Raw genomic sequence first — 26,426 nt, 5'->3', positions numbered from 1 at the left:
TCTCAGCCCTCACGGGCCACACGGGAAGCGTGCGCCGCCGAACGTGCCCTGCGGGCAATCTCGGCGGCCTTCGGAGACCATGACGAACCACACCCCCATGCCGTGCACCTTGGCGAACATCAAGAAGTCACGACGAACGCCACCGCCCTGTGCTGCGGGCGGTGGCGTCCTGTCGGCCGATCAACCGGAGGTGCCGTCCTTGCGGTCCTCGGTGCCGTAATCGTCGGCGTAGTCGGCGTACTTCTCGGCGAGCTCGTCGTAGGAGTCCTCGCCGGAGTCATCGACTCCCAGTTCGCTCTTCAGGCGGTCGAGGTCCGTGTTGCCGCTGTTGTACTTGAGCTGTCGGGCAACCTTTACCTGCTTGGCCTTGGCTCGGCCGCGACCCATTGGCTCGACCCCCTCGATGGTCAGGGCTTTCGTGGGCCCATCAACGCGCGCGTGTACCACACGAACCGGTGCCTGATGAGCCATGCGTCAGTCACGGGTACAACCGTACCCGTTTTGCGCCCGGCTCGGTACATCGACGGTACGTGGCGGCGCCCCTGGTCCTGCTAACAACAGTGTATCCCGTGGTCACGGGTACGCGCCAAAGCCTCCGTGGGACGGTCGTGGGGTGCCCCACGGAGGCTCTGGCAACGGTCTTGCAACGGTCTAATCAGTACAGCGAACCGTTCGGGCGCGGCCGGCTCAGAGCAGGATTCCGCGCAGTCTTCCGATCTCGGACATCCGGCGCTCGGCGAGCCGGTCGGCGGCGACCGCCGGCGGGACGCCCTCGTCGGCGGCCAACGCGAAGATCTTGCGGGTCGTGTCGTAGATGCCTGTGGCGCGGGCCTTGGCGCGGTCGAAGTTGAAGCCCTCGATCTCGTCCGCGACCTGGATCACACCACCGGAGTTGACGACGTAGTCGGGTGCGTACAGCACGCCGCGGTCGGCGAGCCGTTTTTCGACACCGGTGTGGGAGAGCTGGTTGTTCGCGGCGCCGCAGACCACCTTCGCGTCCAGGACGGTCACGGTGTCGTCGGTGAGGGATCCGCCGAGCGCGCACGGGGCGTACACGTCCAGCTGCGTCCGGATCATGGCGTCGGCGTCCGCGAGGACCTCGACCTCCGGGTGCATCGACCGGACCTTGTCGACGGCGGCCTCGTTCACGTCGCAGATCACGACGTCCGCGCCGTCTTCGCGCAAGTGCTCCACCAGCCGGTGACCGACCTTCCCGACGCCCTCCACCCCGACTCGCCTGCCCCGGAGCGTCGGAGAGCCCCACATGGTCTCGGCTGCGGCGCGCATGCCCTGGAACACGCCGAACGCGGTGAGTATGGACGAGTCTCCGGCTCCGCCGTGCGAGACCGTCCGGCCGGTGACGTACTGGCACTCGCGCGCCACGATGTCCATGTCCTCGCTGCACGTGCCGACATCGCACGCCGTGTAGTAGCGGCCGTTCAGTGACTGGACGAAGCGTCCATAGGCCCTCAGCATCGCCTCGGACTTGTCGATGGACGGGTCGCCGATGATGACGGCCTTGCCGCCGCCCAGGTCCAGCCCGGCCATGGCGCTCTTGTACGCCATGCCCCGGGACAGGTTGAGCACGTCGGCCAGCGCATCCTCCTCGGACCCGTAGGGGTAGAAGCGTGTCCCTCCCAGGGCCGGGCCGAGCGCGGTCGAGTAGATCGCGATGATGGCGCGCAGGCCGCTCGCCTCGTCCTGGCAGAAGACGACCTGCTCGTGTCGGGGTTCGGTGCCCTTGTGGGGCGCCCCGAAGACATTAGGCACGGTAGTGCCCTCCTCTCTGTCTCTAAGATCAGCGTAGGACGCCGGATGCCGCCACGCAGGGCCGGATCTCGTGTAACGATGCGATCGTGCTTCCGTACGCCGCGTACCTACGGGTTTATGAACCGGTGACCGCCTTCCCGGAGCCCGCACGGACCCTGTGGACGGTCTACGCCGACTCCAGACGGCGCCCGCGGCGGATTCACGCGCTCGGGGTGGAGCACCGCGACGCCACGCTGAGGGTGACCGGTTCGCCGCCGGAGGTCGTGCCGGAGCGGGAGAGCAGGGATGCCTACATCCGGCGCGTGGAGGACATGATTTACGTGTGCCCGTGGGAGACGCGGTTGCGCTCCTGGCTGTCCTTCGAGCGCTTCAGGAACGAGCACGCCGCCGGTGTGGCGGCCGCGTTCGTCCCGCCGCCCCTGTCGGAGCGGGTGATGGGCGACTTCGAGCAGTGGAAGCGCAAGGGGCGGCCGCTGCGTCCCCACATCCTGACGAGCACCTGGCATGTGCCGCTGGACTGGTTCGTGCCGTTCGCGCGGGGTGAGCGATGCCTGATGCTGGGCACCCCTGGGACGGGGTACAGCAAGTCGGACGACGCGTCCGAGGACCACGGAGGTCATGGCCCGGCGACGGCCGCGCCCGCGCGTACCCTCATCTACGTCACCTCCATGGGTGAGGCGCGCCGGCGGGTGTCGGGCGCGCTCCCCGTGGTGCGCGAGAACCTCGGCGACGGGACGGGTGACGTCTATCTCCTGTCGGCGGGACGGCTGGAGACGCTAGCCCGGTGGCTGGACGGCTTCCATCCGCGCGCGCTTGTGGAACTCGACTACGGAGGGCTCGTCCATCTGCTGGACGACCGGGCGCTCCGCGCGGACGAGTCGGTGGCCGAGATGACCGTCGCCCTCACCGGGATGGAGCGGGGCGAGGCCGAGCTGACCGTGGCGATGTACAAGCGCCTCCTCGCCCGCTGGCGGCCCGTCAGGGCACTGGAGACGGCGAACTAAAACAAATTTCCCGAATCCGCGCGCGATACGACTATACGTGTCGCTAGAATCACGCAGCGTGACCCAGTCGCCACCGTACAGGCACCGCACCCCGCGTCCGCGGGGATGTTTGCACGCAACTACGGCCAGGAACTTGCTTGTTGCGCTGAGTGGTGGCAAGGTTACACGTTGTGATGTCATAGTGGCTCTTTCGGGCCATAGGGGACATCAGTGACCGCGCGAAGATCAATCGCAGGATCGCTGTCATCGGTCCACGGAGGAGAGGCCGCAAACATGTCAGCACGTACGCCAGAGGCTGAGCCCCTGCTGACGCCGGCGGAGGTGGCGACGATGTTCCGCGTCGACCCCAAGACCGTCACGCGCTGGGCGAAAGCGGGAAAGCTCACGTCCATCCGGACATTGGGGGGGCACCGCCGCTACCGCGAGGCGGAGGTGCGGGCGCTGCTCGCGGGAATCCCGCAGCAGCGGTCGGAGTAACCGTGTTCGCTGCGTTGCCTCCGGCGCCGGGCGCCGAGCCGCCGGGTGCCGGAGGCAACGCACGGCACCGTCCTGACGTGCGCGGAATTTGGGACACATGAGACCCTGTGTCCACATGAGGACACAGCCCTCGCGAGGGGACATTTAGTTCACGTTTGGACAAAACGTCCCACGCGTCCGCGGCCTACGAGCTCATCTCCTCCTGGGAGAGGCGGTCGAAGAGGGTGGCGGTGCCCGGGTCGTGGCGCCCGGCCGCGTGGAGCATGACGACCAGGTGGTCGACCAGCAGGCTTTCCAGCCCGGCACGGGTCACGTCGCGGTTCTCCAGCCAGTCCAGGCCGGCGGTCTCCACGGCCGCCATCCAGGAGCGCAGCGTGATGCGCAGGATGGGCTGCGGCGTCTCGATGTCCAGCGAGTGCAGGATCCGGTCCAGCAGCAGCCGCCGGATGCCGTCGACGATCTCGCCGACCTCGCCCGAGCGGTCGGCGGGTCCGCCGCGCAGCAGCGCCGTGTAGCCGGCGGCGTGGCGTTCCACGAAGTCGAAGTAGCGCCGCAGGGAGATCCGCAGGCGTTCCAGCGGCTTGCCCTCCGTGGGCGGTTCGAGCAGCACCGACAGCTGTTTGGCGGCGCTGCCGAGCGCGGCGATGTACAGCTCGTACTTGCCGCCGAAGTAGTGGTAGACGAGTGCGCGTGAGGCGCCGGCCGCCGCGGCGACGTCGTCGATCGAGATGTCCTCCGGCGAGCGCGTGCTGAACAGCTGCAGCGCCGCCGCGATCAGTTCCTCTCGCCGTTCGTCGACGCTGAGCCGGCGACGGCCTCGCCCGCCGCTCTGCCCGCCACCCTGCTGGCCTGCAGGCCCGCTCCGCGCCTTGCCGCCGGCCACCGCACGATCTACCACCTGGGCAGCGTATCCGAGCCGGGGCGGCGGCAGGCCACGCCGACCGCGGATGAACCGGGCTTTCACCGGGTCGTGATCAACCTCCGACACGGCTGTGATCCGGAACACCACAGGCCCGAACCACCATTGTCGGATGCCCGTTACTCACTGTTGCGGCGGTTTGAGGCGAAGGCGCGGCATCATGGCATCTCCTCCCGAGCGGAGGCCGGCGCGCCGAACCCCCCAGCGGTGCGCCGCCGCGGCAGGTCCTGCAGGTCCCCCTGGACGGAGTGCCATGTCAGCTGAGCAAGCAAATCCCCCGCACAACGGGCGGGAGGAGGGTGCGGTCCCCCGGCCGCGGACCGAACCCTCTCCCGCCGCCCGCGGTGAGGGGAGGGCCGTCCCCTCGCCGAAACCGACGATCCGCAACGTCGCCGAGCGCGCCGGCGTCTCCAAATCGCTCGTCTCCCTGGTGATGCGGGGGTCACCGCATGTGAGCGAGCGCCGCCGGCAGGCCGTGCTGCAGGCCGCCCGCGAACTCGGCTACCGGCCGAACGCCGTGGCCAGGAGCCTGGTCGAGGGGCGCACCAGGCTGATCGGCGCCATCGTCGCCGACCTGCACAATCCCTTCTTCGCCGAGTTCCTCGACGGGCTGCAGGAGAGCCTGCACGGCGCGGGCCTGCGGATGCTCGTCGGCAGCGGCCGCTGGGACCCGCTGTTCGAGGCCGAGGCCGTCGAGGCGTTCCTGGAGATGCGGGTGGACGGGCTCGTGCTGCTCAGCGTCGTCCCCGAGTCCCTCAAGGAGGCCGCGGCGAGCGTCCCGGTGGTCGTGGTCGGTGAACGCGACGTCGTCGGCGTCGACATCGTGGTCGACGACGACGAACTGGGCGCCAGCCTCGCCGTCGACCATCTCGTCGAACTGGGCCACCGCCGGATAGCCCACATCGAGGGAGCGCGCTCCACGACCGCGCGCTACCGCCGCGCCGGTTACGAGCGGGCGATGCGCCGGCACGGGCTGGCCGGCGACATCGTCGTCGAGCCCGGCGACTTCACCGAGGACGGCGGCTACCGGGCCGCCCTCGCGCTGCTGCGCCGCGACCCCCGGCCCACCGCGATCTTCGCGCCGAACGACCTGGTCGCGACCGGTGCGCTCTCGGCGGCCGACGAGCAGGGGCTGCGGGTGCCGGCGGAGCTGTCGATCGTCGGCTACGACAACACCCATCTCGCCGCCATCCGGCACATCTCCCTCACCAGCGTGGACCAGCCGCGCCGGGACATGGGGCGGGTGGCCGCCGAACTGCTGACCGCGCGCATCGGCGACCCGTCCCGTGCGGCCCGGCAGAACCTGGTCGTCCCGCACCTGGTGGTCCGCTCGACGACGGGTCCCGCCCCCGCCGCCTGAGGCGCCCGCGCGCCGTTCCCCGCGTAGACGTCCCCCCGCCCTCTCATCGCTCCCATCAAATTTCGCTTTCCCGCCGGGCCCGGTCGTTGTCCGGCGTCCGCGGACGGTCGATCGTTCCTCGAACCGGTGTGCGCCGGGTAAGGGGCTGGCCAAGTCTGCCGCATTCGCCAGCCCGTAACCCCTCTCCGGCGGGTTAATGGGACTCACCGTTCGGCGGCCGGGTCCGGGCGGCCTCGGGGGAGGCCGCCCGGACCGGGACACCGCCGTCCGGCACGGGGAAAGGGTCATGTCCATCAGGGGGGGTTGATCTCGTGCGTGATCCGGAACTGGTGTCGTGCGCGCAGCGCGCGGCAAGCGAATTGGAACGCGCGTGGACGGAGTGGCGGCACGCGCGCGGCCTGGCCGAGGAAGTCTCGGAGTCCGTCGCCAGCTACGTCGCCCATTCGATCGACCACCCGTGGGGCCGTCCCCGCGTGGTCCTGGGCCTGGACGCGGACGAGGCGCGCGCCCTCGCCGCGCTGCTGGGCAAGGAGGACCCGCTCGGCTGATCCGCCCCCTCCGGGCGGCCCGGAGCGCGGGACCGGTTTCCCGGACTTCGTTTGACGAACCCCCATCGGTGTGCAGACTGTGTGGGTCGTAACGAACTCGTCACGGAGGAATCGGTCAGTGCGAATCCATCGAGGCGGCCCTATGGCCGCCGGCATCGCGCTGTGCCTCGGCGCGCTCACCGCGTGCGGAGGGTCCTCCGGTACGTCCGCCGGAGGGGGTGAGACCGCGATTCCGCCGAGGGCGGGCGCGCCCACCGCCGGGGACAAGACGCCCGCGGCGGCCAAAGGCGACGCGTCCGCGCTGGACGGCAAGGTGATCGTCATCGATCCCGGGCACAACGGCGGGAACGCCGGCCATCCGGACGAGATCAACAAGCAGGTCAAGATCGGCAACGGCAGCAAGGCGTGCGACACGACCGGCACCGAGTCCAATGACGGCTACCCCGAGCACGCCTTCACCTGGGACGTCTCCAAGCGGCTCGCGAAGCTGCTGCGCGCCGAGGGCGCCAAGGTCGCGCTGACGCGCAAGGACGACAAGGGCGTCGGCCCGTGCATCACCGAACGCGCCGGGATCGGCAACAAGCTGAAGGCGGACGCCGCCGTGTCGATCCACGCCGACGGCGCGCGCGCGTCCGGGCATGGCTTCCACATCATCGAGCCGATCTCGGTCGGCAGGAACGCCGCGATGGTGCCCGGCTCCCACAAGCTCGGCAAGGCGCTCCGCGACGCCTACCACCAGGGCACCGGCATGGCCTACTCCAACTATCTCGGTGAAGAGGGCCGCGACCGGCGCGATGACCTCGGCGGCCTGAACATGTCGAACGTCCCCAAGGTCTTCATCGAGTGCGGCAACATGCGGAACAAGAACGACGCGGCCAAGCTCTCCAGCGCGTCCTTCCGCCAGCGCATAGCCGAGTCCCTGGCCGTGGGTTTCCGGACGTACCTGAAGTGACCTCCCGCCCCTCGGCCCTCTGACAGAGGGCAGGATGGGGGAGTGTCTGATCTTCGGGAGCCTCTTCTTCGCGTCCGTGACGTCCTGCTGGGGGCGAATTACACCGTCTCCGGGGTGCGGGAGTTGCTCGGTCCGGTCGCGGGCGGGGCGCTGGCGCGGGACGAGATCACGCCGGCGCTGCGGGCGACCGGCGGCGGGTCGCCGTTGGAGGCCCTGACGCGGCTGTTCTGGCTGCAGGTGCCCGTGGACGCCGCGACGATCGAGGCGGACGATCTGGTGGCCGCAGGCCTCGCCGAGACGTCGGGCGGGGAGTTGCGGGCCCGGCTGCGCGTCGAGCCGCTGGAGGCGGTGAGCGCGGACGGGCTCGCCCGCGACGCGGGCCATGCCGGATATGTCGTGTCCGATCTCACGGTGCGGCCGAGCTCCGCTCGGCGGCCCGTCCTCCAGCCCCCACCCACCACCATTCAACAGACGAGCTCCGCTCGGCAGGTCCCGGCGGCCGATCATGTGGTGGGTGCAGGGGGCGCGTCCGGCGGACTGGCCCGGCTGGTTGTCCACAGGCCTGTGGATAACGTGCTCGATCTCGGGACGGGCTGCGGCGTCCAGGCGGTCCATCTGGCGGGGCGTTCCCCCGCCGCACGGATCACCGCGACGGACGTCAATCCGCGGGCTCTGGCACTGGCCGAGATGAGCTTCGCGCTGTCGGGCGTGGACGGCGCCGAACTCCTCCGGGGGTCGCTGCTGGAGCCCGTCCGGGGCCGCCGGTTCGACCTGATCGTATCCAATCCGCCGTTCGTCGTCGCGCCGTCCGGCGGCCCGCACTTCGCCTACCGCGAGTCCGGCCTGCCGGGCGACGACTTCTGCCGGCGTCTCGTCGAGGACGCTCCCCGGCACCTGACCGACGGCGGATACTGCCAGCTCCTGGCGAATTGGCTGCATGTCGACGGCGTCCCGTGGGAGGAGCGCGTCGGCTCGTGGGTGGACGGGTGCGACGCGTGGATCGTCCAGCGGGACGTCCAGGATCCGGCGGAGTACGCCGAGCTGTGGCTGCGGGATTCCTGCGAGGCCGGGACGCCGGAGTACCGGGCGCGGTACGAGGCGTGGCTCGACCACTTCGAGCGTCTCGGCGTCACCGGCGTCGGGTTCGGGTGGATCACACTGCGGCGCGCCGAGCGGCCCGCCGTCCGGATCGAGGAGCTCCGGCACGCCGTCGAGCAGCCCGTCGGCGCCTACGTCGGCGACGTCCTGGACGGCCTCGCCGGCGCCGCAGAGTTTTCCACAGCCTGTGGACAGACGCTGGGGGTGGCGCCCGGCATCGTCCAGGAGCAGATCGGCGCGCCCGGCGCCGAGGACCCCGAGCGGATCGTGCTGCGCCAGACCGGCCGCCTCCGCCGCGCGGCCGCCGTCGGGACGGTCGAGGCCGCGCTCGCGGGCGTCTGCGACGGCACGCTGCCCCTCGACCCGCTGCTGGACGCGATCGCCCAGCTGACCGGAACGGACCCGGCGGGGATCCGCGCGCAAGCGGACGAAGTCCTCCCGGACTTGATCGCCGACGGCTTCTTCGTCCCCCACCCTCGGTGACGTGCCGCGTGTCGCCCCTTTGAGGCGGTCCTCACGGGCACCTCATGGGCGACATGTCGCAAGTCGGCGCGAGGCGGAGGTCAGCGGCGGGCGTCGTCCAGGGTCCGGAAGGTGCTTTCCCGGAGGCGGCGGGACAGGGCGCGGTTGACGCGGTGGGCCCACAGGGGGCCGCCGTAGATCATGCCGGTGTAGCCCTGGACGAGGGTGGCGCCCGCCCGGATGCGTTCCCACACGTCGTCGGCCGTCTCCACACCGCCGACCGAGATCAGCGCGAGCCGCCCGCCGGTGCGGGACCGCAGCCGGTGCAGGACGTCCAGCGAACGCTCCTTCAGCGGCGCGCCGGACAGCCCCCCGGTCTCCTTCACCAGGGCGGGCGGGCTGAGCAGGGCGTCCCGGCCGATGGTGGTGTTGGTCGCGATGACGCCGTCCAGGCCGAGGTCGAGGGCGAGATCGGCGACCGCGTCGATGTCGTCGTCCGCCAGATCGGGGGCGATCTTGACCAGCAGCGGGACGCGGCGCGCCGACGTGCGGTCCGCGGCCTCGCGCACCGCCGTCAGGAGCGGGCGCAGGTGCTCCACGGCCTGCAGGTTCCGCAGGCCGGGGGTGTTGGGGGAGCTGACGTTGACGACGAGGTAGTCCGCGTGCGGGGCGAGCCGTTCGGCGCTCGCCACGTAGTCGGCGGCCGCCGACGCCTCCGGGACGGCCTTCGTCTTGCCGATGTTGACCCCGACGATCGTCCCGCCGCCCCTGCCGCGCAGCCGCCGCGCGGCCGCCTCCGAACCCTCGTTGTTGAACCCCATCCGGTTGATGACCGCCCGGTCGGGGACGAGCCGGAACAGCCGCGGGCGCGGATTGCCGGGCTGCGGACGACCCGTCACCGTGCCGATCTCGACATGGCCGAACCCGAACGCGCCGAGCGCCTCGAAGGCGACGGCGTCCTTGTCGAACCCGGCGGCGAGGCCCAGCGGGCTGGGGAAGTCCAGCCCGAGGGCGTGCACGGCGAGCGCCGGGTCACGGGGCGCGAGCAGCCGCCGCAGGAGCGGCACGGCCCCCGGCGCCGACTGGATCGCGCGGAGCGCACGGAGCGTCAGGTGGTGGACGGTCTCCGCCGAGAGCCGCGCGATGACCAGTGAGAACAGGAGTCGATACATCGTCCGCAAGTATCTCAGCCGGGCCCGCCCGAAAACTCGTTGAGGGGGCCCGAGCCGGTGTTTACCCTGGCCGCATGCTCATGAATGCCGAGGCCACCGCATGGTGGCCCACTCCGCTGCGCGTGTACCGCGACCGTCCCGGCACCGGGTCCGGCCGGGACGCGTAGGAATCCGAATATCCCTCCCGCACGGCCGGACCTGGGTGCACGGGCATCGAACACACCCAGCCGAACGGGAGAACACCATGGCCAAGAGCCGCCGGAACGGCATGCTGGGCGTAGGCGGCCAGCGCAGCAACCTTTCCCGACGCGCACTGCGCGGCGGGAAGGCACCGGCGCCCGGCAGCGGCGGCGACCCCGCCGCCGAGAAGAGGGAACTGCTCAGAAAGATGCGCGAGCGCAACGAGCGCCACACCACCCCCGAGCGGGACGCAACTCCCAAGCAGGGCCCAGCCCCCGAGTCGGGCACCGCGTCCGAATAGGGCACCGCGTCCGAATAGGGCACGGCGTCCGAGCAGGGCACCGCGTCTGAGCAGGGCGAGTAGAGCGTGGACCGCGCCGGTCTCTCTTGGGGGCCGGCGCGGTTCAGCGTCCGCGGAAGGTGCGGCGGAGCTGGAGCCGGACGTCCCGGCCCGCCTCCCGCATCGTCCGGCGGGCGGAGCGGACGGGGTCGCGCACGCACACCCGCCACGTCTCCCGGATGCCCCGCCCGGCCGGACGCAGCACGCTGGTCCCGACCCACCGTGCCGGGGCGACGATCAGGACCCGTCCCGGAGCGACGACGAGCGTGCGCCACAGCCACCGCAGGAGGCGCGCCGAGAGCCGCCACGTCCCCGCGACCCCTGCCACGATCGGCGCCAGGACGTACCGCCACACCGTCCGGGCGGGCAGCACCACTAGGACCCGCACCAGCCATGCCAGGAACCGGCCGATCAGCCGCCAGGACCACGCCACGGCACCCGCGAACGCGCGCCACCCGGAGGCGAGGACGCTCCCGAGAGCGCCGAGCAGCAGAAGGGCACCGCGTGCCAGCCAGGCGAGGCCGAGCAGCGGCGGACGCAGCAGGTAGCGCCACACGAACACGGCCGGGATGACCACGAGCACGGCGATCAGCAGGCCGATGCCCTTGAACATCAGGGTGAGCGCCTGGCCGGTGATCCGGGCGAGCCAGGCCAGCCCGCGTCCCAGCGCCTGGAGCGGCCTGAGCAGGACCAGCTCCAGGAACCATCCGAGCCCGCGTCCGATCAGGGCGAAGAACCGTCCGACCGGGACGATCAGCGCGCGGTAGAACCAGCGGGCCAGGCGCCCGGTCCCGCGCCCCAGCCAGCGCAGCGGCCGGACGATGAGGAAGTGGAGCAGCGCGCCGATCCCTCGCGCGACCGCTGCGACCAGCCGCCCGGCCGGGGCGAGCAGCCACCGGTACAGCCCGAGCCAGACCCACCGCAGCATCCGGCCGACGAGCCTGGCCAGCCGTCCGGGAGCCCGCATCAGGCGGTCCCACACCGCCCGCACGCCCCGCGCGACAAGAACCACCAGGTCGTGGACGAGCCGGATCGGTACGACGACGATCAGCGCGACGACGCGCGCCGGGATCACGATCCACGCCGGCCCCGGCCGCTCCCGGGGCGGCTCGTCCGGCCGGCCCTTGCTCAGGTTGATCGGAGGGTCCGCGGGGGTGTTCTCGCCGGTGGTCAATGCTGCCTGCCTTGCGAACCGTCGATGTGAACAGCTGTGCATAGGACCCGGCCCGCAGCCGTCCGGTTCCGGTGGGTTGAACCCGTTCCGAGTGCTACACCGTACTGCTCCTCGGTTCGGGAGAGCGGTACGACCTGGAGGACACACGGCATGAAAATCCCACGTTGGGCGTTCCCGGCCGCGGCCGCCCTCACCGCCTCCGGGCTGGTGATCACGGCGTGCGGACAGGAGAACGCCGGTAACAAGGAGAACACCGCGGGCACCCAGAAGCAGGCGCAGGCCGCCCCCTCGGCCCCGCCGACCCCGACCCCGGCCGCCGAGCCCACCACACTGGAGGTCGCTCGCATCGCCAGGCTCGGCAAGATCGTCACCGATGGCGACGGCCGGACCCTCTACCGCTTCGACAACGACACAGCCAGTCCGTCCGCGTCCACCTGCGCGGAGGCGTGCGCGAAGGCGTGGCCGCCGGTGTGGGCCGGCCAGACCCAGACGGAGGTCGAGGGCGTCCAGCAGTCCCTGGTCGGCAAGGTCAAGCGCCCCGACGGCCGATGGCAGGTCACCCTCGCGGGATGGCCGCTGTACCGGTACGTCAAGGACCAGAGTCCCGGCGACGTCAACGGCCAGGGCGTCGGCGGCACCTGGTACGCCGCGTCCCCGACCGGCAAGAAGGCGACCCCCGCCCAGAACGCGAACGACGACCCCCCGAAGAGGGGGATCGTCATCAGGGCCAGGAACGACCCGAGGCTCGGCCGCATCCTGACCGACGGCGAGGGCCGCACGCTGTACCGCTTCGACGAGGACGACGACAGGCCGCCGACCACCAGCTGCTTCGGCGACTGCAAGAAGGCGTGGCCACCGGTCGTCTTCAGGGGCTGGAAGGACGTCAAGCTCGAAGGCGTCAGTAAGAAGACGGTCGACTTCATCGAGCGCAAGGACGACGGCGAATGCCAGATCACCATTGACGGCTGGCCCGTGTACTACTACGCGAAGGACGAGCAGCCCGGCGACACGAACGGCCAGGGCGTCGGCGGCGTCTGGTGGGCCACCACACCCACGGGCGACAGGGCCACCGCCATCGGCTCACCCCCCGGCAACGGCAATGGCAATGGCCGAGGCAACGGCTATGGCCGCGGAAACGGCAACGGCAACGGCGGCTACGCATCGGGCGGTGGTTACTGAACCCTGAGCCGCGCCACAGCCGCCCCACAGGCGAAGGCGCGGAGGGCTCGCGGGTCGGTCGGGGTCCGCGATCCCTCCGCGCCTTCTTCATTTGTGAATGGAAATGTCACCGGACGGACAGGTGTTATCAACTGTCACCCTGCCAGGTGGCAGAACGTCTTATGTCTTATGTGGCCGATCCCATTACCAGCAGTTCTGCCGACCGAATATTGGTCAGGTCATGAACTGCGCCATGGCGTTGCGCCGGATGGCCTGCCGCCATGTGGCAATCTGCCCTCTGCTATGCAGGCCAATGCTTTCAAGTGGCCTTGCGAGGTGCGATCCTGAAGACAGGGTCGGTCGATCCGGGCACATTTACAAGGTCCATTCGGGCGAGGGCGTCATGACAGTCGGTCCAGCACCAGTGCCATCGAGGCACGGTGTTGACGGCCGCTCTCCCGAGAAGTCCGGTTCATCCGTGCGGCTCCTCTTCCGGCTGCTGCTCGCCGTCGACATCAAGGGCTACAGCGCCCGTTCGCCCCGCATGCAGCTTCAGGCCCAGGCGGACCTGCTGGACGCGATGGAGATCGCCGCCGAGGAGGTCGGGCTTGACCGGGAACGGTGCCTGCAGCAGGTCAGCGGCGACGGTGAGCTGGCGGTACTGCCGGGGGATGGCGACATCGTCACCGTCGTCGGCACGTACGCACCCGCCCTCGAACGCGCGCTCGGAAAGATGAACGGCAGGGTCGCTCCCGAGCGCCGGCTGCGTGTGCGGCTCGCCTTCCACCATGGAGCGTTGATCATGGGACCGCCGGCGTCGTTCGGTCCTGCCGGGGACGCGCCCGTGGTCGTGAGCCGCCTGCTCGACGCCCGGCCTCTGCGCCGATACCTGATAGCCCACCCGGAGCGGAACGTGGCCCTCATCGTCTCGGACCAGGTCTATCGGGAGGTGGTCTGCAGTGGCTTCTGTGCCCTTCCCCCAAAGGATTTCCTGTCGATCCGGACGACGATCAAGGGGGCGGTGTACCAGGGGTATGTCTACGACCCTGATCGAGGACGTGCCGCAGAAAAGGGGAATGTGACCGACCTGATGGCCGGACACCCGTCCGCGTTGCCGTCCGGGGAAGCGTCGCACTGCGCGGTTGGCCGGACCAGGCCATCACCGGGCTGTCCTCACGGCCAGGACCGGTCTGAATGCGCCGGCGAATCAGGCTCGCCGGCTCCTCAACGACATCGCTGATCGCGGTCATCTGGAACGCGTCCGGAGCGGTCGCAGAGGTGGTCGCTTCGTCCCGAGGATCTGACCGGGACCGGCCCCGCCCCTGACACCACTTGTTGATCTTTCTGGGACGATTGGGGTATGTATGAGCGCTTTGCCCACGAGTACGCCTCCCATGCCGAGGACAGCGCCTACAACGCCCTCTACGACCGGCCGGCCGTGCTCGGCCTCGCCGGGGACGTCGACGGTCTGTCGGTCTTCGACGCGGCCTGCGGTCCCGGGCTGTACGCCCGCGAACTGCTGAGCCGCGGCGCCCACGTCACCGGCTGCGATGTCAGCCCCACCTTCGTCGAACTCGCGCGCGCCCGGTGCGAAGGCCGCGCCGACCTGCGCGTCCACGACCTGTCCAAGCCGTTGACGTGGGTTCCCGACGACTCCGCCGACCTGGTCGTCCTCGCGCTGGCACTGCACTACATCGATGACCGGGTGGCCCTTCTGGAGGAGTTCCGCCGCATTCTGGTGCCGCGGGGTGCCGTCGTCCTGTCGACCGAGCATCCGGTGATGGGGTGGATTCGCCTCGGCGGCTCGTATTTCACGGAAGAGCCCGTAGAGGAGTCGTTGAGCCCGAAACGGAACTGGCCCATCAGGGCTTGGCGGCGTCCAATGACGGCGATCTGCGCCGAGTTCCGTGAGGCCGGGTTCTTCATCGAGGAACTGCTCGAACCTCGTCCCGTCCCCGAAATGGCCGAGCGGTACCCGGAAGACCACGCCATCCTGGAAGAACTGCCGGCCTTCGTCGCCTTCCGCCTGGTCCCGGCGCCGGGCTGAAGGCTCAGACTCCGGCGTATCTCGCCGGGGAGACGCCGACGGTGGCGGTGAAGTCCCTGGTCAGGTGCGACTGGTCGAAGTAGCCGAGGTCGCCGGCCAATGCGGTCCAGTCGATGTGGACGCCCAGGTCGGCACGCGATGCGGCCTCGTGGAGACGTGCCCGCCGCAGCACCCATTTGGGGCTCGCGCCCACGTACTCGGCGAAAAGCCGTTGCAGGGTGCGGACGGAGACGTGCAGCGCCTCGGCCGCCTGATCGACGCGGAAAAGTGCGGGGTCGGCGGTGATGGCCTCGACCATTCCGGCCACTTCCTCGGCTACGGGGTCCGGTGCGGGAAGGCCGTCCAGGAGGAATTCCTCGGCCGGTTTCACCATCGCGCTGAGATCGGTGTGCCCGAGAACGGCGCGGCAGACGTCCTCGACGTCCGGGCGAAGGACGTCTGCGGCGGGCACCCTGCGGTCGGCGAGGTCGATGACCGGTCCCGCCGCGAACGGCCGGAACCCGCCGGGCCGGAACTTGACGCCGAGGACCTGCCCCTGTCCTTCAAGGCGCCGGACGAACAACGTCCGGTCCACGCCGTAGATCAGGGGGGAGGGTTCCTCGAAGACGAGGTGGACGTTCGGGTGGGACAGCACCTTCGTCTCGTACGGCTTCTCCGTCCGCCACTGGACGTGCCAGTAGAACTCCACGAAACGCGCCAGGGCGGGGCTCGGAGACGCCCGCTCGATGGTGGTGACGGCCGCCTGTTCGCGTGGGTACAGCACCCCTCGTCCCAGTTCCACCACGCGATCAGGGTACTTGGCGCGTTTGTCCAAGAGATGCCCCCGCGTGCGCTCGTAACGTGCGACGCATGAACGAGAACCACGCCTACATGAAGGAATGCGCCGCCGAGGCCGCCCGTGTCGCCCACACCGTTCGGCAGGACCGCCTGACGGATCCGACTCCGTGCGGCGAGTTCGACCTCCGCACGCTCGTGAACCACCTGGTGCTCTACACGTCCCACGGGCTTGAGCACCGTGCGCTGCGCAAGGAGCTTCCGGACGAGCTCACCGGACGCGACTTCACCGCCGATGCCGCCTGGCCGCAGGAGTACGCCGTCCAGCTCGACCGCGCGGTCGCGGCCTGGGCGGACCCGGACGTGTGGGACGGCGAGATCGCCGGCACCCCCGCCGCCGACATCGCCGCGATGATGACCCTGGAGATGGCCCTCCACGGCTGGGACGTCGCGAAGGTCACCGGCGCGGAGTACAGCGTCTCGCCCGATACCGGCCGGTTCATCCTCCAGGTCGTGGAGCAGAACGCCGAAATGTACCGCCAGTACGACGGCTTCGCCGACCCCGCACCCGTGGACGAGGACGCGCCGCCCTTCGAGCGGGCGCTGGCCGCCTCCGGCCGTGACCCCGGCTGGCGGCCCGGCACCCGCTGACCGTCACGTCTCGGCGGGCTCCTCGATTCGCCATTGTCCGACGTCGCTGTAGCCCGAGTCGTAGATGGCCGAACCGTCGCCGGGCTTCAGCGCGTAATGGTGGAGGTTGCCGCCCCAGTACCGCAGGATGCGGCCCAGCTCGCGGGCGGCGTCTTCACCCACAACGCCTTCGCTCATGTCGACCTCAAGGATGAACTTCACGTCCTCAACCTCCCGATGGAGTGCCCGTTCACCCTCAATTGTTTCATTGAACTACCCAGTGAAGGTTTTCTGAACGTCGCCTCGGCAAGCTTCTGTTGGACGTTGCAGAAGTCTCAAACCGCAGGCGAGGTCAGCGGCTCACCGGCGTGCTGCCGGCTCCTTGTCGACGGTGGTGACGAAGGGCCTGCGTCCGCCGGGGACACCCGTCCGGGTCTCGCCGCCGATCTCGTACGGGAACGCGAACGGCAGCCCGGCGGCGGCCACGGGACGCGGACGGTCCATGAGGTGGAAGTGCAGATGCGGCTCAGAGGAGTTGCCGGAGTTGCCGACCTCGCCGAGCACGTCCCCGGCCCGGACCCGGTCGCCCTTCTTGACGCGGACGGACCCGCGCCGCACATGGGCGAACACCGCGTACACCCCGTCGCCGAGGTCCAGCACCACGGAGTTGCCGACGACGAACCGACCCGCCGACAGCGTCAGAAAGGACAGCAGCGCGCGGAAGACGATCCCCTCGACCATCAGGTAGAGGAACCCGGGCCAGGAGTTGCGGCTCCAATGGTCGCGCTGCCACCCGCTGGCCTGGACGACGACGCCGTCGGCCGGGGCGAAGATCTCCTGCCCGAACGCGGGGAACGTCTCCGGCCGCGCCGCGAGCGGCCACCCGCGCATCGGCTGCCAGCCCTCCGCCGGATCCGGTGCGTGCACGAGGTCGATCGCATACGTCTGCCCCAGTTCGTGGGTGCCGTGACTGGGGACCCTGTCGGCGGGGCTGTTGACCGGCACCCAGCGTCCGTGCACCGGGCTCCGCACCACGATCGGCTCCCGGCCGGGCGCACCGCCCGGCACGAAGAACAGCACGAGGCCGCCGACGATCAGCGCGAGCCCTGCATACGAGAGCGCGCCTGAGCCGTGCAGGGCCTCGCTGAACATCAGCGCCATTCCCAGCAGGATGAACAGCGTCCTGAAACGTGCGATCGTCCTGTGCATCTTCCCTCCTGGGGTTCAGCGGCGAGCCGCCGCGAGCACGGTGAGAATCGGCACCACCCGTTCACCGGGGACGCTGTACCGCCCCCGCGCCGTGGTGCGCAGCCAGCCGGCCGCCACCAGCTGACGCAGATGGTGATAGAGCTGCCCGGTCGTACCGACGTGGGCGCCCAGTTCGGCGGTCGTGCGGGCACCGTGCAGGATCTCCCGGAGCAGCAGCAGCCGCACCGGATGCGCCAGCGCCGACAGCGTCTCCGCCGCCCGCGACCAGTCGTCGTCCAGCAGGTCGTCCACCGGATGCCCCTGCTGCCACTCGTAGTGCTCACCGGACGGCACCGTCACCGACCCGGTGAACAGCACGGCGCCGGGATCGTCGACGCGACCTTTCAGGGCGTTCAGCGCCCAGAGCGCGTCCTCCCCCTTCGGCCCCTCAACCGGCGAGTCCGCACTCTCCAGCCGGGCCACCCGCTCCTCCAGGCGCCCGACCCGCTCAACCAGCTCCTCGTCCTCCACAACTCCAATACTACGTAACTACGTAATTCCCATCAAGAGATCCCTCGGCCTCGTGGACGACCTGCTGCAACGACTCACGAGACGGCGCGCAGGAAGGTGTCGGCGATCTGCTGGTACCCGGGCGGGGTGGCGTGGCCGTCGTTGTGGCTGCACTGGTAGGTCCAGGCGCAGATGCGCGCCACGTTCAGCGGGATCGTCCCGTACGGCTCCATGGTGACCTTGGTGGCGAAGTCGTGGGTGGCGAACGTCGCCGCGACGTCCGCGATCTTGAAGCCGCCGGCCAGGTAGACGCCCCGCTCCCAGGTGTTGAACACGTCCAGCAGCGGCACCGAGGCGATCGCCGTGGCCTGCCCGGCGGTGCCGGACAGCCAGCCGGCCAGGCCGGGATCGTAGTACGTCATTCCCGCGTAGACGGGGGAGTCGCCACCGGCCAGCCGCAGCCTCGCGGTGATCTGCGGCAGGTTGGCGATGATCGCGCCCACGCCCTGCAGACCGCAGACGACGTCGCCTTCCAGCATGCAACTCGTGTCGTTGGCGCCGATGTTCACGGTGACGTACCGCACCTGGCCAGGATGCTGTTCGAGGAACGCGACTGCGGCGTCCATCTGGGAGCCCGTGGAGTAGGAGCAGATTCCGCCGTTGAGCATTGTCGTGGTGGTTTCGCCCGGGCAGCCCATTTTCACCAGCTGCAGATCGGGATGTTCCGCCTTCAGCGCGGCGTAAAGCTTGTCGGTGTAGCCCTCGTCGGTGGGGCCCTGGCCTGGCTGGAACCCCACGGACAGCGAGTCGCCCAAGGCCAGGTAATACTGCGGGCCCGCCGCATGGGCGGGAGAACCGAGGCAGAGGACGACCAACACGGTGACGGCGAATGACGCGAATCTGGCCAGGCCCACATGCGCTCCAGGGAACTGGGGGGACACCACGAAGCGCTTCGAATTATCACGACCGGAGGCCGCCCTGTACATGCCGCCGAGTGAGCCTTTCCGCAACCCACTCCTAACCCAGCCCACACCGCAGTGAGACCCCGAGCGCGCGCCGCGCCCGAAACCACGAGCGCGACTCGCTCAGTCGACCACCCTGACCAGGTTGATGTCCTCCTTGAGCCCATTGCCGACTCGGTACGTGAAGTGACCCTCGTGCTGCATTCGGCCCACGACGATGCCCGGTGCGATGCCGATTTCGCCGGCGAATCGCTTCACGTCGTCCAAGGTCTTGAGGCCGGGAAGAAGCGCCGCCTTCGCGGGCGGGATCAGGAGGTCCCGGGCGAACACATCCGCCTCCCGCTCCACGGGATCCTCACGGTCCGCGTCGCCCTCGACCCTGACCTCCTGCTTGCCGTGCCTGATCACATGGCAGAGCTCGTGGAAGAACGTGAACCACAGCTGGTCGTTCTTCTTGTACCTGCCGCTGAGCATGACCATCGCCTTGGTGGGCGACAACCACTTGGTGGCTCCGCAGGAGCGGGCACCGGTGATCTCGGGCACCACGACGACCGCGATCCCGTTGGCCGCGCAGATGTCGCGGGTGAGGCGGAAGAACACCTCGGGAGGCTGGACGGTCAGTTGCCGCAGCCTCGGTAGAGCGGCCTCGATACCGGCCTTCGTGTACGGCTTGCATCGCACGTCCTGCGCCTTCAGTTCGCCGAGGCGAATCCACGCGGCGACGGCACCGGGGCCGGCCTTGAACGCCTTGCTCTGCCGAAAGCTTACGGCGGTCGACTCGTACAGTTCCCGATAGGTGTCCAGATGCGCGACTCCGAAAAAAGTCAGAACCTGCTGGACGCGACTGCGTTCGTCCTTGGGGCCGTCCGGCAGAGCCCCTCGCTTGACCAGTTCACGAACCGGGATCTCGTCCTTGACCCAGGAAGCGAGTTCGGCGAAGTCCTCGCGCTGGCGCAGGCGGGTGACGGTGGTCTGGTAGTCGGCCTCCAGCCGGTTCCACATCCGCGCGGGCATTCCGGTCACCAGTTCCAGGCGGGCCGCCACGTCCGGAGAAAGCGGAACCAGGCCCTGGATCAGCTGGTTGACATGCTTGGGGGTGAGGGCGAGGCGAACGGCCAGCTGTCGCTGCGTCATGTCCAGGTCGTCCAGAAACTCGCGGATCGTTTCGCCCGGCGGCACGGCGTAGTCCGGCTCGGCGGCGGGATGCAACTCAGGAGGCGTCGCCATCGTCCTCACTCCCTTCCGATTTTCACCTGGTCAACCCTGGTGGTAGTCGATGATCTCAACGACCAGTGCGGCCGTGTCATCCGGGATCTCTTGATCCTTTCGCTCCTCGTCCGTCATCAACCGGAAGATCAGCCGCAACCCTCCGTGCAATCGGAAGGCGAAGCAGCCCTTGTAGTACTCGCCGTTGAGCGGATGGCAGTGCCCTGGTGCCCGCATGAGGTCGTCGATGGAGTCGGCGGCGTCCAGCGTCCGAAGCCGTGCCTCGATCCGTTTGGCGCATACGGCACCGTAGGTCCTGCGAAGAGCCCGGTCGGACGCGCAGAGGTCGCGTAGGTCCGGGTCCGCATACCGCACCTCCAATCGCGTCCCTCCCTCAGTATTAACCAATCAGGTAAACGCTGAACCCTGTGCGGGGAGAACTTTGCCACAGCCGGGGATGTGATCGCTTGCCGGAGTGTTGAGGGGGCGCGGGTGCGCTGGGACATTGCGGTCATGGTTCGCAAACCGCATGTGGGGTGTCCGGATCCGGACAGGGCGCCTTCAGGAGACTGCGGATCGGGTGCCTGTGGGTCGGGGCGTGGGGTGGGGGTGTTAGGTGAGCTTCTTCACCAGGAGTTCGAATTCCAGGTCGTCGCGCTTGGGGAGGCCGAAGCGTTCGTCGCCGTACGGGAACGGGCTCGTCTCACCCGTTCGGACGTAGCCGCGCCGCACGTACCAGGCGATCAGCTCCTCGCGAGCAGTGATCACCGTCATGTGCATCTCTTGCGCTGCCCACTCTTCGCGCGCCAGCCGCTCGGCCTCGGCGAGGACCTGCCTGCCGAGGCCGCCGCCCTGGAGGGTGGGGGAGACGGCGAACATGCCGAAATAGGCGTGGCCGGCGCGGTTCTCCAGCTGGCAGCAGGCGACCAGGGTGCCGTCCACTTCGGCGAGCAGCATCCGGCCGGCGGTGTCGTTCACCACGGCGGCGACGCCCTCGGGGTCCGTCCGCTGGCCGTCGAGGATGTCGGCCTCGGTCGTCCACCCGGCACGGCTCGCGTCGCCCCGGTAGGCGCTCTCGATGAGTGCGACGAGCGCGGGGACGTCGGACGGCGTGGCCGTACGAAAAGTCGGCTTTACGGGATCCATCGAAACGAAACTTAGCGCAGGCCGGATGATGCGCCGCACGCTTTGGGGCGTCCAACGCCCCGGGATCGAACCGCGGCGTCAGTGGAGGTAGCCGTGGAGGAAGGCGCGGACACCGGTGCTGACGGTGTCGGCGACTTCCTTGTCCGTGGGGTTGCGGCCCAGGTAGGACGGGTCGATGACGGAGATCAGCAGCATGAGATGAATGGCGGCCCGGTCGGGGTCGTCGGCGTGGAGTAGTCCATGCTCGGTCCACTGCCGCAGGTATCCGGCGAGCGCGTGGCGCACTCGTCGCGGCCCGGCCTCCTGCCAGGCGTCGATGGCCTCCGGCGGGATGTGCCCGGCCTCGGCGTTGATCTGCCTGACCAGCGCGAAGTGCTCGGCATGCCCGGTCGCGGACGGTGTGACGACGGCGCGGCCGAACTCGATGAGATCGGACTCCAGGTCGGTCACCTTCCGCAGGTGGCGGTCGATGACGGCGATCTCCGCGCCGGCGGCTCGGGCGGCGCTCTCCCGGATGACGGTCTGGAACAGCTCGGACTTGTCGGTGAAGTGGTTGTAGATGGTGCGCGTCGACACCCCCGCCGCTTTCGCGATCGCGTCGATGCTGGCGCGGGTGTAGCCGTCGCGGGCGAACACCGTCAGAGCACCGGCCATGATCGCCCTGCGCTTGTCTTCCCTGGCCATGCCCACACCACTTCCTAATTTACATCGACCGTTTTACTTCTTGCCATACACGTTGTACTTTACCTGGTGTCCACGGCAGAAGCAGAGGAGACACGCATGATCAGGATCGCCATCGTGGTCGGCAGCACCCGCGCGGGCCGCCGGACCGCCGTCGCCGCCCGCTGGGTCACCGAGGTCGCCGCCCGGCACCGGGCCGCCCTCTCCGGCGAGGCCGCCTTCGAGGTCGTCGACATCGCCGACCACGGGCTGCCGGTGCTGGACGAGCCGCTGCCCGCGATATTCGGGGACTACCGCCGTCCCCACACGACCCGGTGGGCCCGGACCATCGCCTCCTTCGACGGGTTCGTGTTCGTCACCCCGGAGTACAACCACTCCGCCCCGGCATCGCTGAAGAACGCGATCGACTTCCTGTTCGCCGAGTGGAACAACAAGGCGGCCGGTTTCGTCAGCCACGGCGTCCACGGCGGGACGCGCGCGGTGGAGCACCTGCGGCAGGTGCTGACCGAGGTCCAGGTGGCCAACGTGCGCACCCAGGTGGCGCTGTCGGCGTTCACCGACTTCGAGATCACCGACCCGGCCGAGCCCGGCGTGATCGCGCCCGGCCCGCATCAGGAGCCGACCCTGGTCGAGATGCTGGACGAGGTCATCGCCTGGTCGGGAGCCCTCAAGGCACTGCGCGACGCCACCACGGGGGAACTGACCGCATGAGCCCGCAACACCGGCGCGTGGCCAGGGCCGGGCCGCGGGTGACGGAGACGCCCCTCGCCGCGCCGATCTCCGGTGATGCCGCGGCCCGTCCGGAGGGAGGACGGCCGTGACCGGTCGCCGCGCCGCCACCCTGGCCGCCGTGCTGCTGGGTTTCCTGACGCTGCCGATGCTGATCTCCGGCACCACCGTCGCCCTGCCGCTGATCGCCGCCGATCTGAACGCCTCCGGCGCGGCCCTGCAGTGGGTGGTGGTCGGATACTTCCTGGCCGCCGCCTCGACGATGCTGGTGGCCGGGTCGCTCGGGGACGTGTTCGGCCGCCGGAGGATCTTCGCCGCCGGCGCCGTCGTCTACACCGCCGGCGCGCTGGGCAGCGCGGTGGCGGGCGACGTCCTGACGCTGGACGCGGCGCGGACGCTCTCGGGAATCGGCGCGGCCGGGGTGATGAGCTGCGGCGGCGCCGTCCTGGGCGCCACCTTCGCCGGGCCCGGCCGCACCCGGGCCTTCGCGGCCATGGGAACCACGGCCGGGGTGGGCCTTGCCGCCGGCCCGACGCTGTCCGGCTGGCTTGTGGGCGCCTTCGGCTGGCGCTCCACCTTCGCGCTCTTCGCCGCCCTCGGCCTGCTCATCCTCGGCGGCGCCGCCTTCATGGCCGAGTCGCGGGCGGCCGAGCGGCCCCGCGTCGACGTCGCCGGGGCGCTGACGTTCATGGCCGCGCTCACACTCACCATGTACGGCGCGAACCAGGCGTCCGGAGCGGGCTGGGGCGGCGCCCGCGTCCTGCTTCCGCTGGCCGGGGGTGCGGCCATGCTCGCGGCCTTCGTTCTCGTTGAACGCCGGAGCTCCCATCCGGTACTGGATCTGGGCCTGTTGCGCGACCGCCGGTTCGTGGCCTGGACGCTGGCGGGCCTGGCCGTCGCCGCCGGGCCCGCCGGGGTGACCGCCTACCTGCCCACGTACTTGCAGGGGGCGGGCGGTGTTTCCGTCCGGGACGCCGGGTTCACCATGCTGATGCTCACGGCGCCGGTCCTGCTCATGCCCCAGGCGGGCGGACTGCTGATCAACAAGGGTGTCCCGCCCCGTGCCCTGGTCACCGTCGGGCTGCTGACGCTCGCGGCCGGGAACGGCTGGCTCGCCGTGCTTCACCCCGGCATCGGCGTCGCCGGGCTGCTGGGCCCGCTGGCGACGATCGGATCCGGCATGGGCCTGTTGCTCGGCATCATCGACGCGCAGGCGGTGAACCAGGCCGGTCAGGACCGGGTCGGCATGGCCATCGGCCTGCTCAACACCGTGCGGGCGGGAGGCGGCACGCTGGCCACCACCCTGTTCGGCACCGCCCTCGCCACCGTCGTCCACGCCCGGACCGACGAGCCCGGCCGCGCCGCGCGCATCGTCGCCGGGCATCTGACGGGCCCCGACCGGGTGGTGGAGGCCGGGCTGCTCACCGGCGCATGGCAGGTCACGCTGGTGATCACAGCGGGTTTCGGTGTCGTGGCAGCGGTGACGGTCTGGGCGCTGCTCGCCCCGAACCATCGCCGTCCCCCGCACATGACGAGACGGCACGCTGGCGTCCTGGGGAGCCGCGATGTGACGACGTGTGCGGGGGACGGTGACGGCGGTGGCGATCAGTTTGGTGCCGGGGCCGCCATCGCCTCGACCTGTGTGCTGGGTCCGTCCTGGGCGAGGCGTCGGTAGTGGCGGTTGCGGCGGCCCAGGACCACGGCGGCCAGCAGCGATGCCGCGGCGGACGCGAGGAGGACGGCGCCCTTGGCTTCGGTCAGCTGTGCGGCGTCGGTATAGGAGAGTTCGGCGATCAGCAGCGAGACCGTGAACCCGATCCCGCTCAGGACGCCGATGCCGGCTATGTCCGTCCAAGCGAGCCGGGGGTTGAGGTGGGCGCTGGTGAAGCGGGCGGTCAGCCAGGTCACACCGAAGATCCCGACGGTCTTGCCGACCAGCAGTCCGGCCAGCACGCCCCAGGTGACGGTGCTCGTCCAGAACCCGCCCGCGCCCGACAGCGACACCCCGGCCGACAACAGCGCGAACACCGGCAGCGCGATCCCGGACGAGACCGGCCGCAGGGCCTCCTCGGCCTGATGGGACGGCGAGTGCGCCTCCCGGCCCCGGGCCCGGGTGCGCATCAGCAGCCCGATGACCACCCCGGCGACGGTGGCGTGCACTCCGCTGGCGTGCATCAGAGCCCAGATCATCAGGGCCAGCGGTACGTACAGCAGCCAGCCGGGGACAGCCGAGCGCAGCCGTGTGACCGTCCGGCCCCGGCCGTTCTGCAGGTAGCCGAACAGGACCAGGCCGGAGGCCGCGGCGGCCAGCGCGGCCAGGTTCAGGCCGGTGGTGTAGGCGACGGCGATGACCAGGACCGCGCACATGTCGTCCACCGTGGCCAGGGTGAGCAGGAAGGTGCGCAGCGGGCCGGGAAGGTGCCGCCCGACCACCGCCAGGACGGCCAGGGCGAAGGCGATGTCGGTCGCCATCGGAATGCCCCACCCGCCGGCCGCATCCCCGGAGTTGCTCGCGTTGACGGCCAGGAACACCAGCGCCGGCACCACCACGCCGCCGAGCGCGGCCGCGATGGGCAACACCGCGCGGCGCGGATCGCGCAGCTCACCGTGGACGAGTTCCTGCTTGAGCTCGTTGCCGACGATGAAGAAGAACACCGCCAGCAGCCCATCGGCCGCCCACCCCTCCATGTTCAGGTTCAGGTGCAGGGCGGCGGGACCGAAGCTGAACGAGCGCAAAGCCTCATAGGAGTGCGACAGCGGCGAGTTCGCCCACACCAGCGCCACCAGGGCGGCGCCGATCAGCAGTGCACCGCTGATCGCGTCCGAACGCAGCGCAGCAGTCACCCGGGTGACGACAGACATGAAAAGACAACTCCAGAACGGTACGAAGGGCACGGTATTCACGCCCGGCACCTGGCCGGGGGACGCCCCCGCGAACGGTGGGCTCAGCGGCCCTTCGGTGGGGAGACGCTCACGAGCGCGCCCCACGTGCTGACGTAGCCGTTCGTACCGACCGGACGGTGCTCCAGTGACTCCAGCACCCGCACGCCCGGAGCCCGTCCCAGCGGCACCGAGGAAGCGAGACGATCACGCATTGGGACGTCTCCTCTCCCGGTCGCCATCCATGACACAACCCTAACAACTTCGCTGACCAGGCTATTCGCCCCAGGGCGCGGCAGGTTGAAGCCATCCGGTGGCCGGCCCAGGCGGTCGGAGCGCTTCGGTGATTGACACATTCCCATATCGGCATATGATGGCGCCCATGGCACGTGCAGCTACGACGTCGGACGTCTTCAACGCGATCGCCGAGCCGCAGCGCCGGGAGATCCTGGTGCTGCTGCGGTCCGGTGAGCGGCCGGTCACCGAGTTGGCCCGGGAACTGGGGATGACCCAGCCGGGGGCGTCCAAACACCTGCGGGTGCTCCGGGAGGTCGGGCTGGTGCGCGACCGCAGGGCGGGCAAGCAGCGCCTGTACGGCCTCGACGCCCGCGGGCTGCGGCCGGTCCACGAGTGGGCCGGCGGGTTCGAGCGGTTCTGGAACGAGAGCTTCGACCGGCTGGACGCCTACGTGCAGGACCTCAAGCAGACACGACAGGAGGAATGACCGATGGCAGGAGCAAGGCACGAAGCGCGAACGGAGTCGGCGACGGCCGACCGGGAGACCGTGATCTCCCGGGTCATCGACGCCCCGCGGGAGTTGGTGTTCGAGGCGTTCACCGAGGTCCGGCACCTGTCGCGGTGGTGGGGACCGGAGGGGTTCACCACGACCACGCGGTCCTTCGAGTTCCGCGAGGGCGGGGAGTGGGACTTCGTGATGCGCGGACCGGACGGGACCGACTACCAGGAGTGGATCTCCTGGACCGAGATCGCCCCGCCGGAGCGGATCGCGATGCTGCACGGTGAGTCCCGCGGCGACCCGAACGCCTTCGAGTCGGTCCT

The 26,426-nt window shown here is 70.0% G+C and carries 32 protein-coding genes; 15 read left to right on the top strand and 17 right to left on the bottom strand.

The window, feature by feature from the left end; genetic code table 11:
- Window positions 1-180: 180 nt before the first annotated feature.
- Both AB0C35_RS43615 and AB0C35_RS43610 read right to left on the bottom strand, forming a co-directional pair.
- Window positions 181-387: a DUF3073 domain-containing protein gene (locus tag AB0C35_RS43615; RefSeq protein WP_358469704.1), complete on the bottom strand. Its 207-nt coding sequence runs from the start codon at window positions 385-387 to the stop codon at window positions 181-183.
- 300 nt (window positions 388-687) lie between these two features.
- Window positions 688-1,770 (bottom strand): Glu/Leu/Phe/Val dehydrogenase dimerization domain-containing protein, encoded by a 1,083-nt coding sequence (locus AB0C35_RS43610; protein ID WP_358469701.1) that lies wholly within the window; start codon window positions 1,768-1,770, stop codon window positions 688-690.
- 125 nt (window positions 1,771-1,895) lie between these two features.
- Between AB0C35_RS43610 and AB0C35_RS43605 the strand changes: the two genes are divergently transcribed.
- Together AB0C35_RS43605 and bldC are read left to right on the top strand one after the other, a co-directional pair.
- Window positions 1,896-2,774 carry a hypothetical protein gene (locus AB0C35_RS43605; protein ID WP_358469698.1) on the top strand — a complete coding sequence of 293 codons (879 nt, stop codon included), beginning with the start codon at window positions 1,896-1,898 and terminating at the stop codon, window positions 2,772-2,774.
- Window positions 2,775-3,047: 273 nt separating this feature from the next.
- Window positions 3,048-3,251, top strand: coding sequence for a developmental transcriptional regulator BldC (gene bldC / locus AB0C35_RS43600; RefSeq protein WP_012850682.1), 204 nt, complete (start codon window positions 3,048-3,050; stop codon window positions 3,249-3,251).
- Window positions 3,252-3,435: 184 nt separating this feature from the next.
- Here bldC and AB0C35_RS43595 read toward each other — a convergent pair whose 3' ends face one another.
- Window positions 3,436-4,149 (bottom strand): TetR/AcrR family transcriptional regulator, encoded by a 714-nt coding sequence (locus tag AB0C35_RS43595; protein ID WP_358469695.1) that lies wholly within the window; start codon window positions 4,147-4,149, stop codon window positions 3,436-3,438.
- 274 nt (window positions 4,150-4,423) lie between these two features.
- Here AB0C35_RS43595 and AB0C35_RS43590 point away from each other — a divergent pair, with 274 nt between their 5' ends.
- The 4 genes from AB0C35_RS43590 to AB0C35_RS43575 all read left to right on the top strand — a co-directional run bounded on the left by AB0C35_RS43590 (window position 4,424) and on the right by AB0C35_RS43575 (window position 8,611).
- Entirely contained in the window at window positions 4,424-5,530 is a 1,107-nt protein-coding gene (locus AB0C35_RS43590) for a LacI family DNA-binding transcriptional regulator (protein WP_358469692.1), read from the top strand.
- 311 nt (window positions 5,531-5,841) lie between these two features.
- A complete protein-coding gene (locus tag AB0C35_RS43585) occupies window positions 5,842-6,078 on the top strand; it encodes a hypothetical protein (protein ID WP_358469689.1) in 237 nt (78 codons plus the stop codon).
- 142 nt (window positions 6,079-6,220) lie between these two features.
- Window positions 6,221-7,030, top strand: coding sequence for an N-acetylmuramoyl-L-alanine amidase (locus AB0C35_RS43580; protein WP_358469686.1), 810 nt, complete (start codon window positions 6,221-6,223; stop codon window positions 7,028-7,030).
- A gap of 42 nt (window positions 7,031-7,072) precedes the next feature.
- A complete protein-coding gene (locus tag AB0C35_RS43575; protein ID WP_358469683.1) occupies window positions 7,073-8,611 on the top strand; it encodes a class I SAM-dependent methyltransferase in 1,539 nt (512 codons plus the stop codon).
- 80 nt (window positions 8,612-8,691) lie between these two features.
- On the opposite strand, the gene AB0C35_RS43570 is transcribed toward AB0C35_RS43575, so the two are convergent.
- A complete protein-coding gene (locus tag AB0C35_RS43570) occupies window positions 8,692-9,762 on the bottom strand; it encodes a quinone-dependent dihydroorotate dehydrogenase (RefSeq protein ID WP_358469680.1) in 1,071 nt (356 codons plus the stop codon).
- Window positions 9,763-10,006: 244 nt separating this feature from the next.
- On the opposite strand from AB0C35_RS43570, the gene AB0C35_RS43565 reads away from it, so the two are divergent.
- Complete coding sequence (locus AB0C35_RS43565) at window positions 10,007-10,243, top strand: DUF6243 family protein (protein WP_358469677.1); 237 nt, start codon at window positions 10,007-10,009, stop codon at window positions 10,241-10,243.
- Between the two features lie 103 nt (window positions 10,244-10,346).
- On the opposite strand, the gene AB0C35_RS43560 is transcribed toward AB0C35_RS43565, so the two are convergent.
- On the bottom strand, window positions 10,347-11,456 hold the full coding sequence (locus AB0C35_RS43560; RefSeq protein ID WP_358469674.1) for a hypothetical protein: 1,110 nt from the start codon (window positions 11,454-11,456) through the stop codon (window positions 10,347-10,349).
- 150 nt (window positions 11,457-11,606) lie between these two features.
- Between AB0C35_RS43560 and AB0C35_RS43555 the strand changes: the two genes are divergently transcribed.
- Window positions 11,607-12,635 carry an SCO0930 family lipoprotein gene (locus AB0C35_RS43555; protein WP_358469671.1) on the top strand — a complete coding sequence of 343 codons (1,029 nt, stop codon included), beginning with the start codon at window positions 11,607-11,609 and terminating at the stop codon, window positions 12,633-12,635.
- A 451-nt stretch (window positions 12,636-13,086) separates the two neighbouring features.
- Here AB0C35_RS43555 and AB0C35_RS43550 read toward each other — a convergent pair whose 3' ends face one another.
- Window positions 13,087-13,404, bottom strand: coding sequence for a hypothetical protein (locus tag AB0C35_RS43550; RefSeq protein ID WP_358469668.1), 318 nt, complete (start codon window positions 13,402-13,404; stop codon window positions 13,087-13,089).
- A gap of 352 nt (window positions 13,405-13,756) precedes the next feature.
- Here AB0C35_RS43550 and AB0C35_RS43545 point away from each other — a divergent pair, with 352 nt between their 5' ends.
- Both AB0C35_RS43545 and AB0C35_RS43540 read left to right on the top strand, forming a co-directional pair.
- A complete protein-coding gene (locus AB0C35_RS43545; protein ID WP_358469665.1) occupies window positions 13,757-13,918 on the top strand; it encodes a DUF4032 domain-containing protein in 162 nt (53 codons plus the stop codon).
- A gap of 56 nt (window positions 13,919-13,974) precedes the next feature.
- Window positions 13,975-14,661 carry a class I SAM-dependent methyltransferase gene (locus AB0C35_RS43540; RefSeq protein WP_358469662.1) on the top strand — a complete coding sequence of 229 codons (687 nt, stop codon included), beginning with the start codon at window positions 13,975-13,977 and terminating at the stop codon, window positions 14,659-14,661.
- 4 nt (window positions 14,662-14,665) lie between these two features.
- On the opposite strand, the gene AB0C35_RS43535 is transcribed toward AB0C35_RS43540, so the two are convergent.
- On the bottom strand, window positions 14,666-15,445 hold the full coding sequence (locus AB0C35_RS43535; RefSeq protein ID WP_358469659.1) for a helix-turn-helix domain-containing protein: 780 nt from the start codon (window positions 15,443-15,445) through the stop codon (window positions 14,666-14,668).
- A 65-nt stretch (window positions 15,446-15,510) separates the two neighbouring features.
- Here AB0C35_RS43535 and AB0C35_RS43530 point away from each other — a divergent pair, with 65 nt between their 5' ends.
- Window positions 15,511-16,086: a TIGR03086 family metal-binding protein gene (locus AB0C35_RS43530; RefSeq protein ID WP_358469656.1), complete on the top strand. Its 576-nt coding sequence runs from the start codon at window positions 15,511-15,513 to the stop codon at window positions 16,084-16,086.
- 3 nt (window positions 16,087-16,089) lie between these two features.
- On the opposite strand, the gene AB0C35_RS43525 is transcribed toward AB0C35_RS43530, so the two are convergent.
- The 8 genes from AB0C35_RS43525 to AB0C35_RS43490 form a co-directional block, all read right to left on the bottom strand.
- Complete coding sequence (locus AB0C35_RS43525; protein ID WP_358469653.1) at window positions 16,090-16,287, bottom strand: hypothetical protein; 198 nt, start codon at window positions 16,285-16,287, stop codon at window positions 16,090-16,092.
- Window positions 16,288-16,425: 138 nt separating this feature from the next.
- The gene (locus AB0C35_RS43520) at window positions 16,426-17,274 is read right to left on the bottom strand and encodes a M23 family metallopeptidase (RefSeq protein WP_358469650.1); all 849 of its coding nucleotides are present in this window, start codon (window positions 17,272-17,274) and stop codon (window positions 16,426-16,428) included.
- Between the two features lie 15 nt (window positions 17,275-17,289).
- Entirely contained in the window at window positions 17,290-17,784 is a 495-nt protein-coding gene (locus tag AB0C35_RS43515; protein WP_358469647.1) for an ArsR family transcriptional regulator, read from the bottom strand.
- Between the two features lie 74 nt (window positions 17,785-17,858).
- Complete coding sequence (locus AB0C35_RS43510) at window positions 17,859-18,677, bottom strand: GDSL-type esterase/lipase family protein (protein ID WP_358469644.1); 819 nt, start codon at window positions 18,675-18,677, stop codon at window positions 17,859-17,861.
- Window positions 18,678-18,848: 171 nt separating this feature from the next.
- Window positions 18,849-19,934, bottom strand: a complete 1,086-nt coding sequence (locus AB0C35_RS43505; RefSeq protein WP_358469641.1) for a HigA family addiction module antitoxin — start codon at window positions 19,932-19,934, stop codon at window positions 18,849-18,851.
- A gap of 48 nt (window positions 19,935-19,982) precedes the next feature.
- Window positions 19,983-20,312, bottom strand: a complete 330-nt coding sequence (locus tag AB0C35_RS43500; protein ID WP_358469638.1) for a hypothetical protein — start codon at window positions 20,310-20,312, stop codon at window positions 19,983-19,985.
- 231 nt (window positions 20,313-20,543) lie between these two features.
- Entirely contained in the window at window positions 20,544-21,077 is a 534-nt protein-coding gene (locus AB0C35_RS43495; protein WP_358469635.1) for a GNAT family N-acetyltransferase, read from the bottom strand.
- A 78-nt stretch (window positions 21,078-21,155) separates the two neighbouring features.
- Window positions 21,156-21,761 carry a TetR/AcrR family transcriptional regulator gene (locus AB0C35_RS43490; RefSeq protein WP_358469632.1) on the bottom strand — a complete coding sequence of 202 codons (606 nt, stop codon included), beginning with the start codon at window positions 21,759-21,761 and terminating at the stop codon, window positions 21,156-21,158.
- Between the two features lie 96 nt (window positions 21,762-21,857).
- Between AB0C35_RS43490 and AB0C35_RS43485 the strand changes: the two genes are divergently transcribed.
- Entirely contained in the window at window positions 21,858-22,469 is a 612-nt protein-coding gene (locus AB0C35_RS43485; RefSeq protein WP_358469629.1) for an NAD(P)H-dependent oxidoreductase, read from the top strand.
- 106 nt (window positions 22,470-22,575) lie between these two features.
- Window positions 22,576-24,162: an MFS transporter gene (locus AB0C35_RS43480; protein ID WP_358469626.1), complete on the top strand. Its 1,587-nt coding sequence runs from the start codon at window positions 22,576-22,578 to the stop codon at window positions 24,160-24,162.
- On the opposite strand, the gene nhaA is transcribed toward AB0C35_RS43480, so the two are convergent.
- The gene (nhaA, locus tag AB0C35_RS43475) at window positions 24,093-25,349 is read right to left on the bottom strand and encodes a Na+/H+ antiporter NhaA (protein WP_358469623.1); all 1,257 of its coding nucleotides are present in this window, start codon (window positions 25,347-25,349) and stop codon (window positions 24,093-24,095) included. The genes AB0C35_RS43480 and nhaA overlap by 70 nt on opposite strands.
- 83 nt (window positions 25,350-25,432) lie before the next feature.
- Entirely contained in the window at window positions 25,433-25,582 is a 150-nt protein-coding gene (locus tag AB0C35_RS43470; protein WP_358469620.1) for a hypothetical protein, read from the bottom strand.
- A gap of 167 nt (window positions 25,583-25,749) precedes the next feature.
- Between AB0C35_RS43470 and AB0C35_RS43465 the strand changes: the two genes are divergently transcribed.
- Together AB0C35_RS43465 and AB0C35_RS43460 are read left to right on the top strand one after the other, a co-directional pair.
- Window positions 25,750-26,091 carry a metalloregulator ArsR/SmtB family transcription factor gene (locus AB0C35_RS43465; RefSeq protein ID WP_358469617.1) on the top strand — a complete coding sequence of 114 codons (342 nt, stop codon included), beginning with the start codon at window positions 25,750-25,752 and terminating at the stop codon, window positions 26,089-26,091.
- A 3-nt stretch (window positions 26,092-26,094) separates the two neighbouring features.
- Window positions 26,095-26,426 (top strand): SRPBCC domain-containing protein (locus tag AB0C35_RS43460; RefSeq protein WP_358469614.1); only part of this gene is annotated, 332 nt, incomplete at its 3' end.

Source organism: Spirillospora sp. NPDC048819, assembly GCF_040650055.1.
In the GTDB taxonomy this organism is placed as follows: Bacteria; Actinomycetota; Actinomycetes; order Streptosporangiales; family Streptosporangiaceae; genus Spirillospora.
Note: the sequence above shows the minus strand (reverse complement) of the source record. Positions and strands in the feature narration are given on the sequence as shown.

Excerpts from the sequence above, each read along its gene's own strand:
- AB0C35_RS43490 (WP_358469632.1), bottom strand. The coding sequence starts at position 21,761 with ATGGCCAGGGAAGACAAGCGCAGGGCGATCATGGCCGGTGCTCTGACG.
- AB0C35_RS43470 (WP_358469620.1), bottom strand. The coding sequence starts at position 25,582 with ATGCGTGATCGTCTCGCTTCCTCGGTGCCGCTGGGACGGGCTCCGGGC.
- AB0C35_RS43590 (WP_358469692.1), top strand. The coding sequence starts at position 4,424 with ATGTCAGCTGAGCAAGCAAATCCCCCGCACAACGGGCGGGAGGAGGGT.
- nhaA (WP_358469623.1), bottom strand. The coding sequence starts at position 25,349 with ATGTCTGTCGTCACCCGGGTGACTGCTGCGCTGCGTTCGGACGCGATC.
- AB0C35_RS43615 (WP_358469704.1), bottom strand. The coding sequence starts at position 387 with ATGGGTCGCGGCCGAGCCAAGGCCAAGCAGGTAAAGGTTGCCCGACAG.
- AB0C35_RS43555 (WP_358469671.1), top strand. The coding sequence starts at position 11,607 with ATGAAAATCCCACGTTGGGCGTTCCCGGCCGCGGCCGCCCTCACCGCC.
- bldC (WP_012850682.1), top strand. The coding sequence starts at position 3,048 with ATGTCAGCACGTACGCCAGAGGCTGAGCCCCTGCTGACGCCGGCGGAG.
- AB0C35_RS43465 (WP_358469617.1), top strand. The coding sequence starts at position 25,750 with ATGGCACGTGCAGCTACGACGTCGGACGTCTTCAACGCGATCGCCGAG.
- AB0C35_RS43485 (WP_358469629.1), top strand. The coding sequence starts at position 21,858 with ATGATCAGGATCGCCATCGTGGTCGGCAGCACCCGCGCGGGCCGCCGG.
- AB0C35_RS43550 (WP_358469668.1), bottom strand. The coding sequence starts at position 13,404 with ATGGTGGAAGGCGAGCCGCACACGCAGCCGGCGCTCGGGAGCGACCCT.
- AB0C35_RS43570 (WP_358469680.1), bottom strand. The coding sequence starts at position 9,762 with ATGTATCGACTCCTGTTCTCACTGGTCATCGCGCGGCTCTCGGCGGAG.
- AB0C35_RS43495 (WP_358469635.1), bottom strand. The coding sequence starts at position 21,077 with ATGGATCCCGTAAAGCCGACTTTTCGTACGGCCACGCCGTCCGACGTC.
- AB0C35_RS43520 (WP_358469650.1), bottom strand. The coding sequence starts at position 17,274 with ATGCACAGGACGATCGCACGTTTCAGGACGCTGTTCATCCTGCTGGGA.
- AB0C35_RS43565 (WP_358469677.1), top strand. The coding sequence starts at position 10,007 with ATGGCCAAGAGCCGCCGGAACGGCATGCTGGGCGTAGGCGGCCAGCGC.
- AB0C35_RS43580 (WP_358469686.1), top strand. The coding sequence starts at position 6,221 with ATGGCCGCCGGCATCGCGCTGTGCCTCGGCGCGCTCACCGCGTGCGGA.
- AB0C35_RS43540 (WP_358469662.1), top strand. The coding sequence starts at position 13,975 with ATGTATGAGCGCTTTGCCCACGAGTACGCCTCCCATGCCGAGGACAGC.
- AB0C35_RS43530 (WP_358469656.1), top strand. The coding sequence starts at position 15,511 with ATGAACGAGAACCACGCCTACATGAAGGAATGCGCCGCCGAGGCCGCC.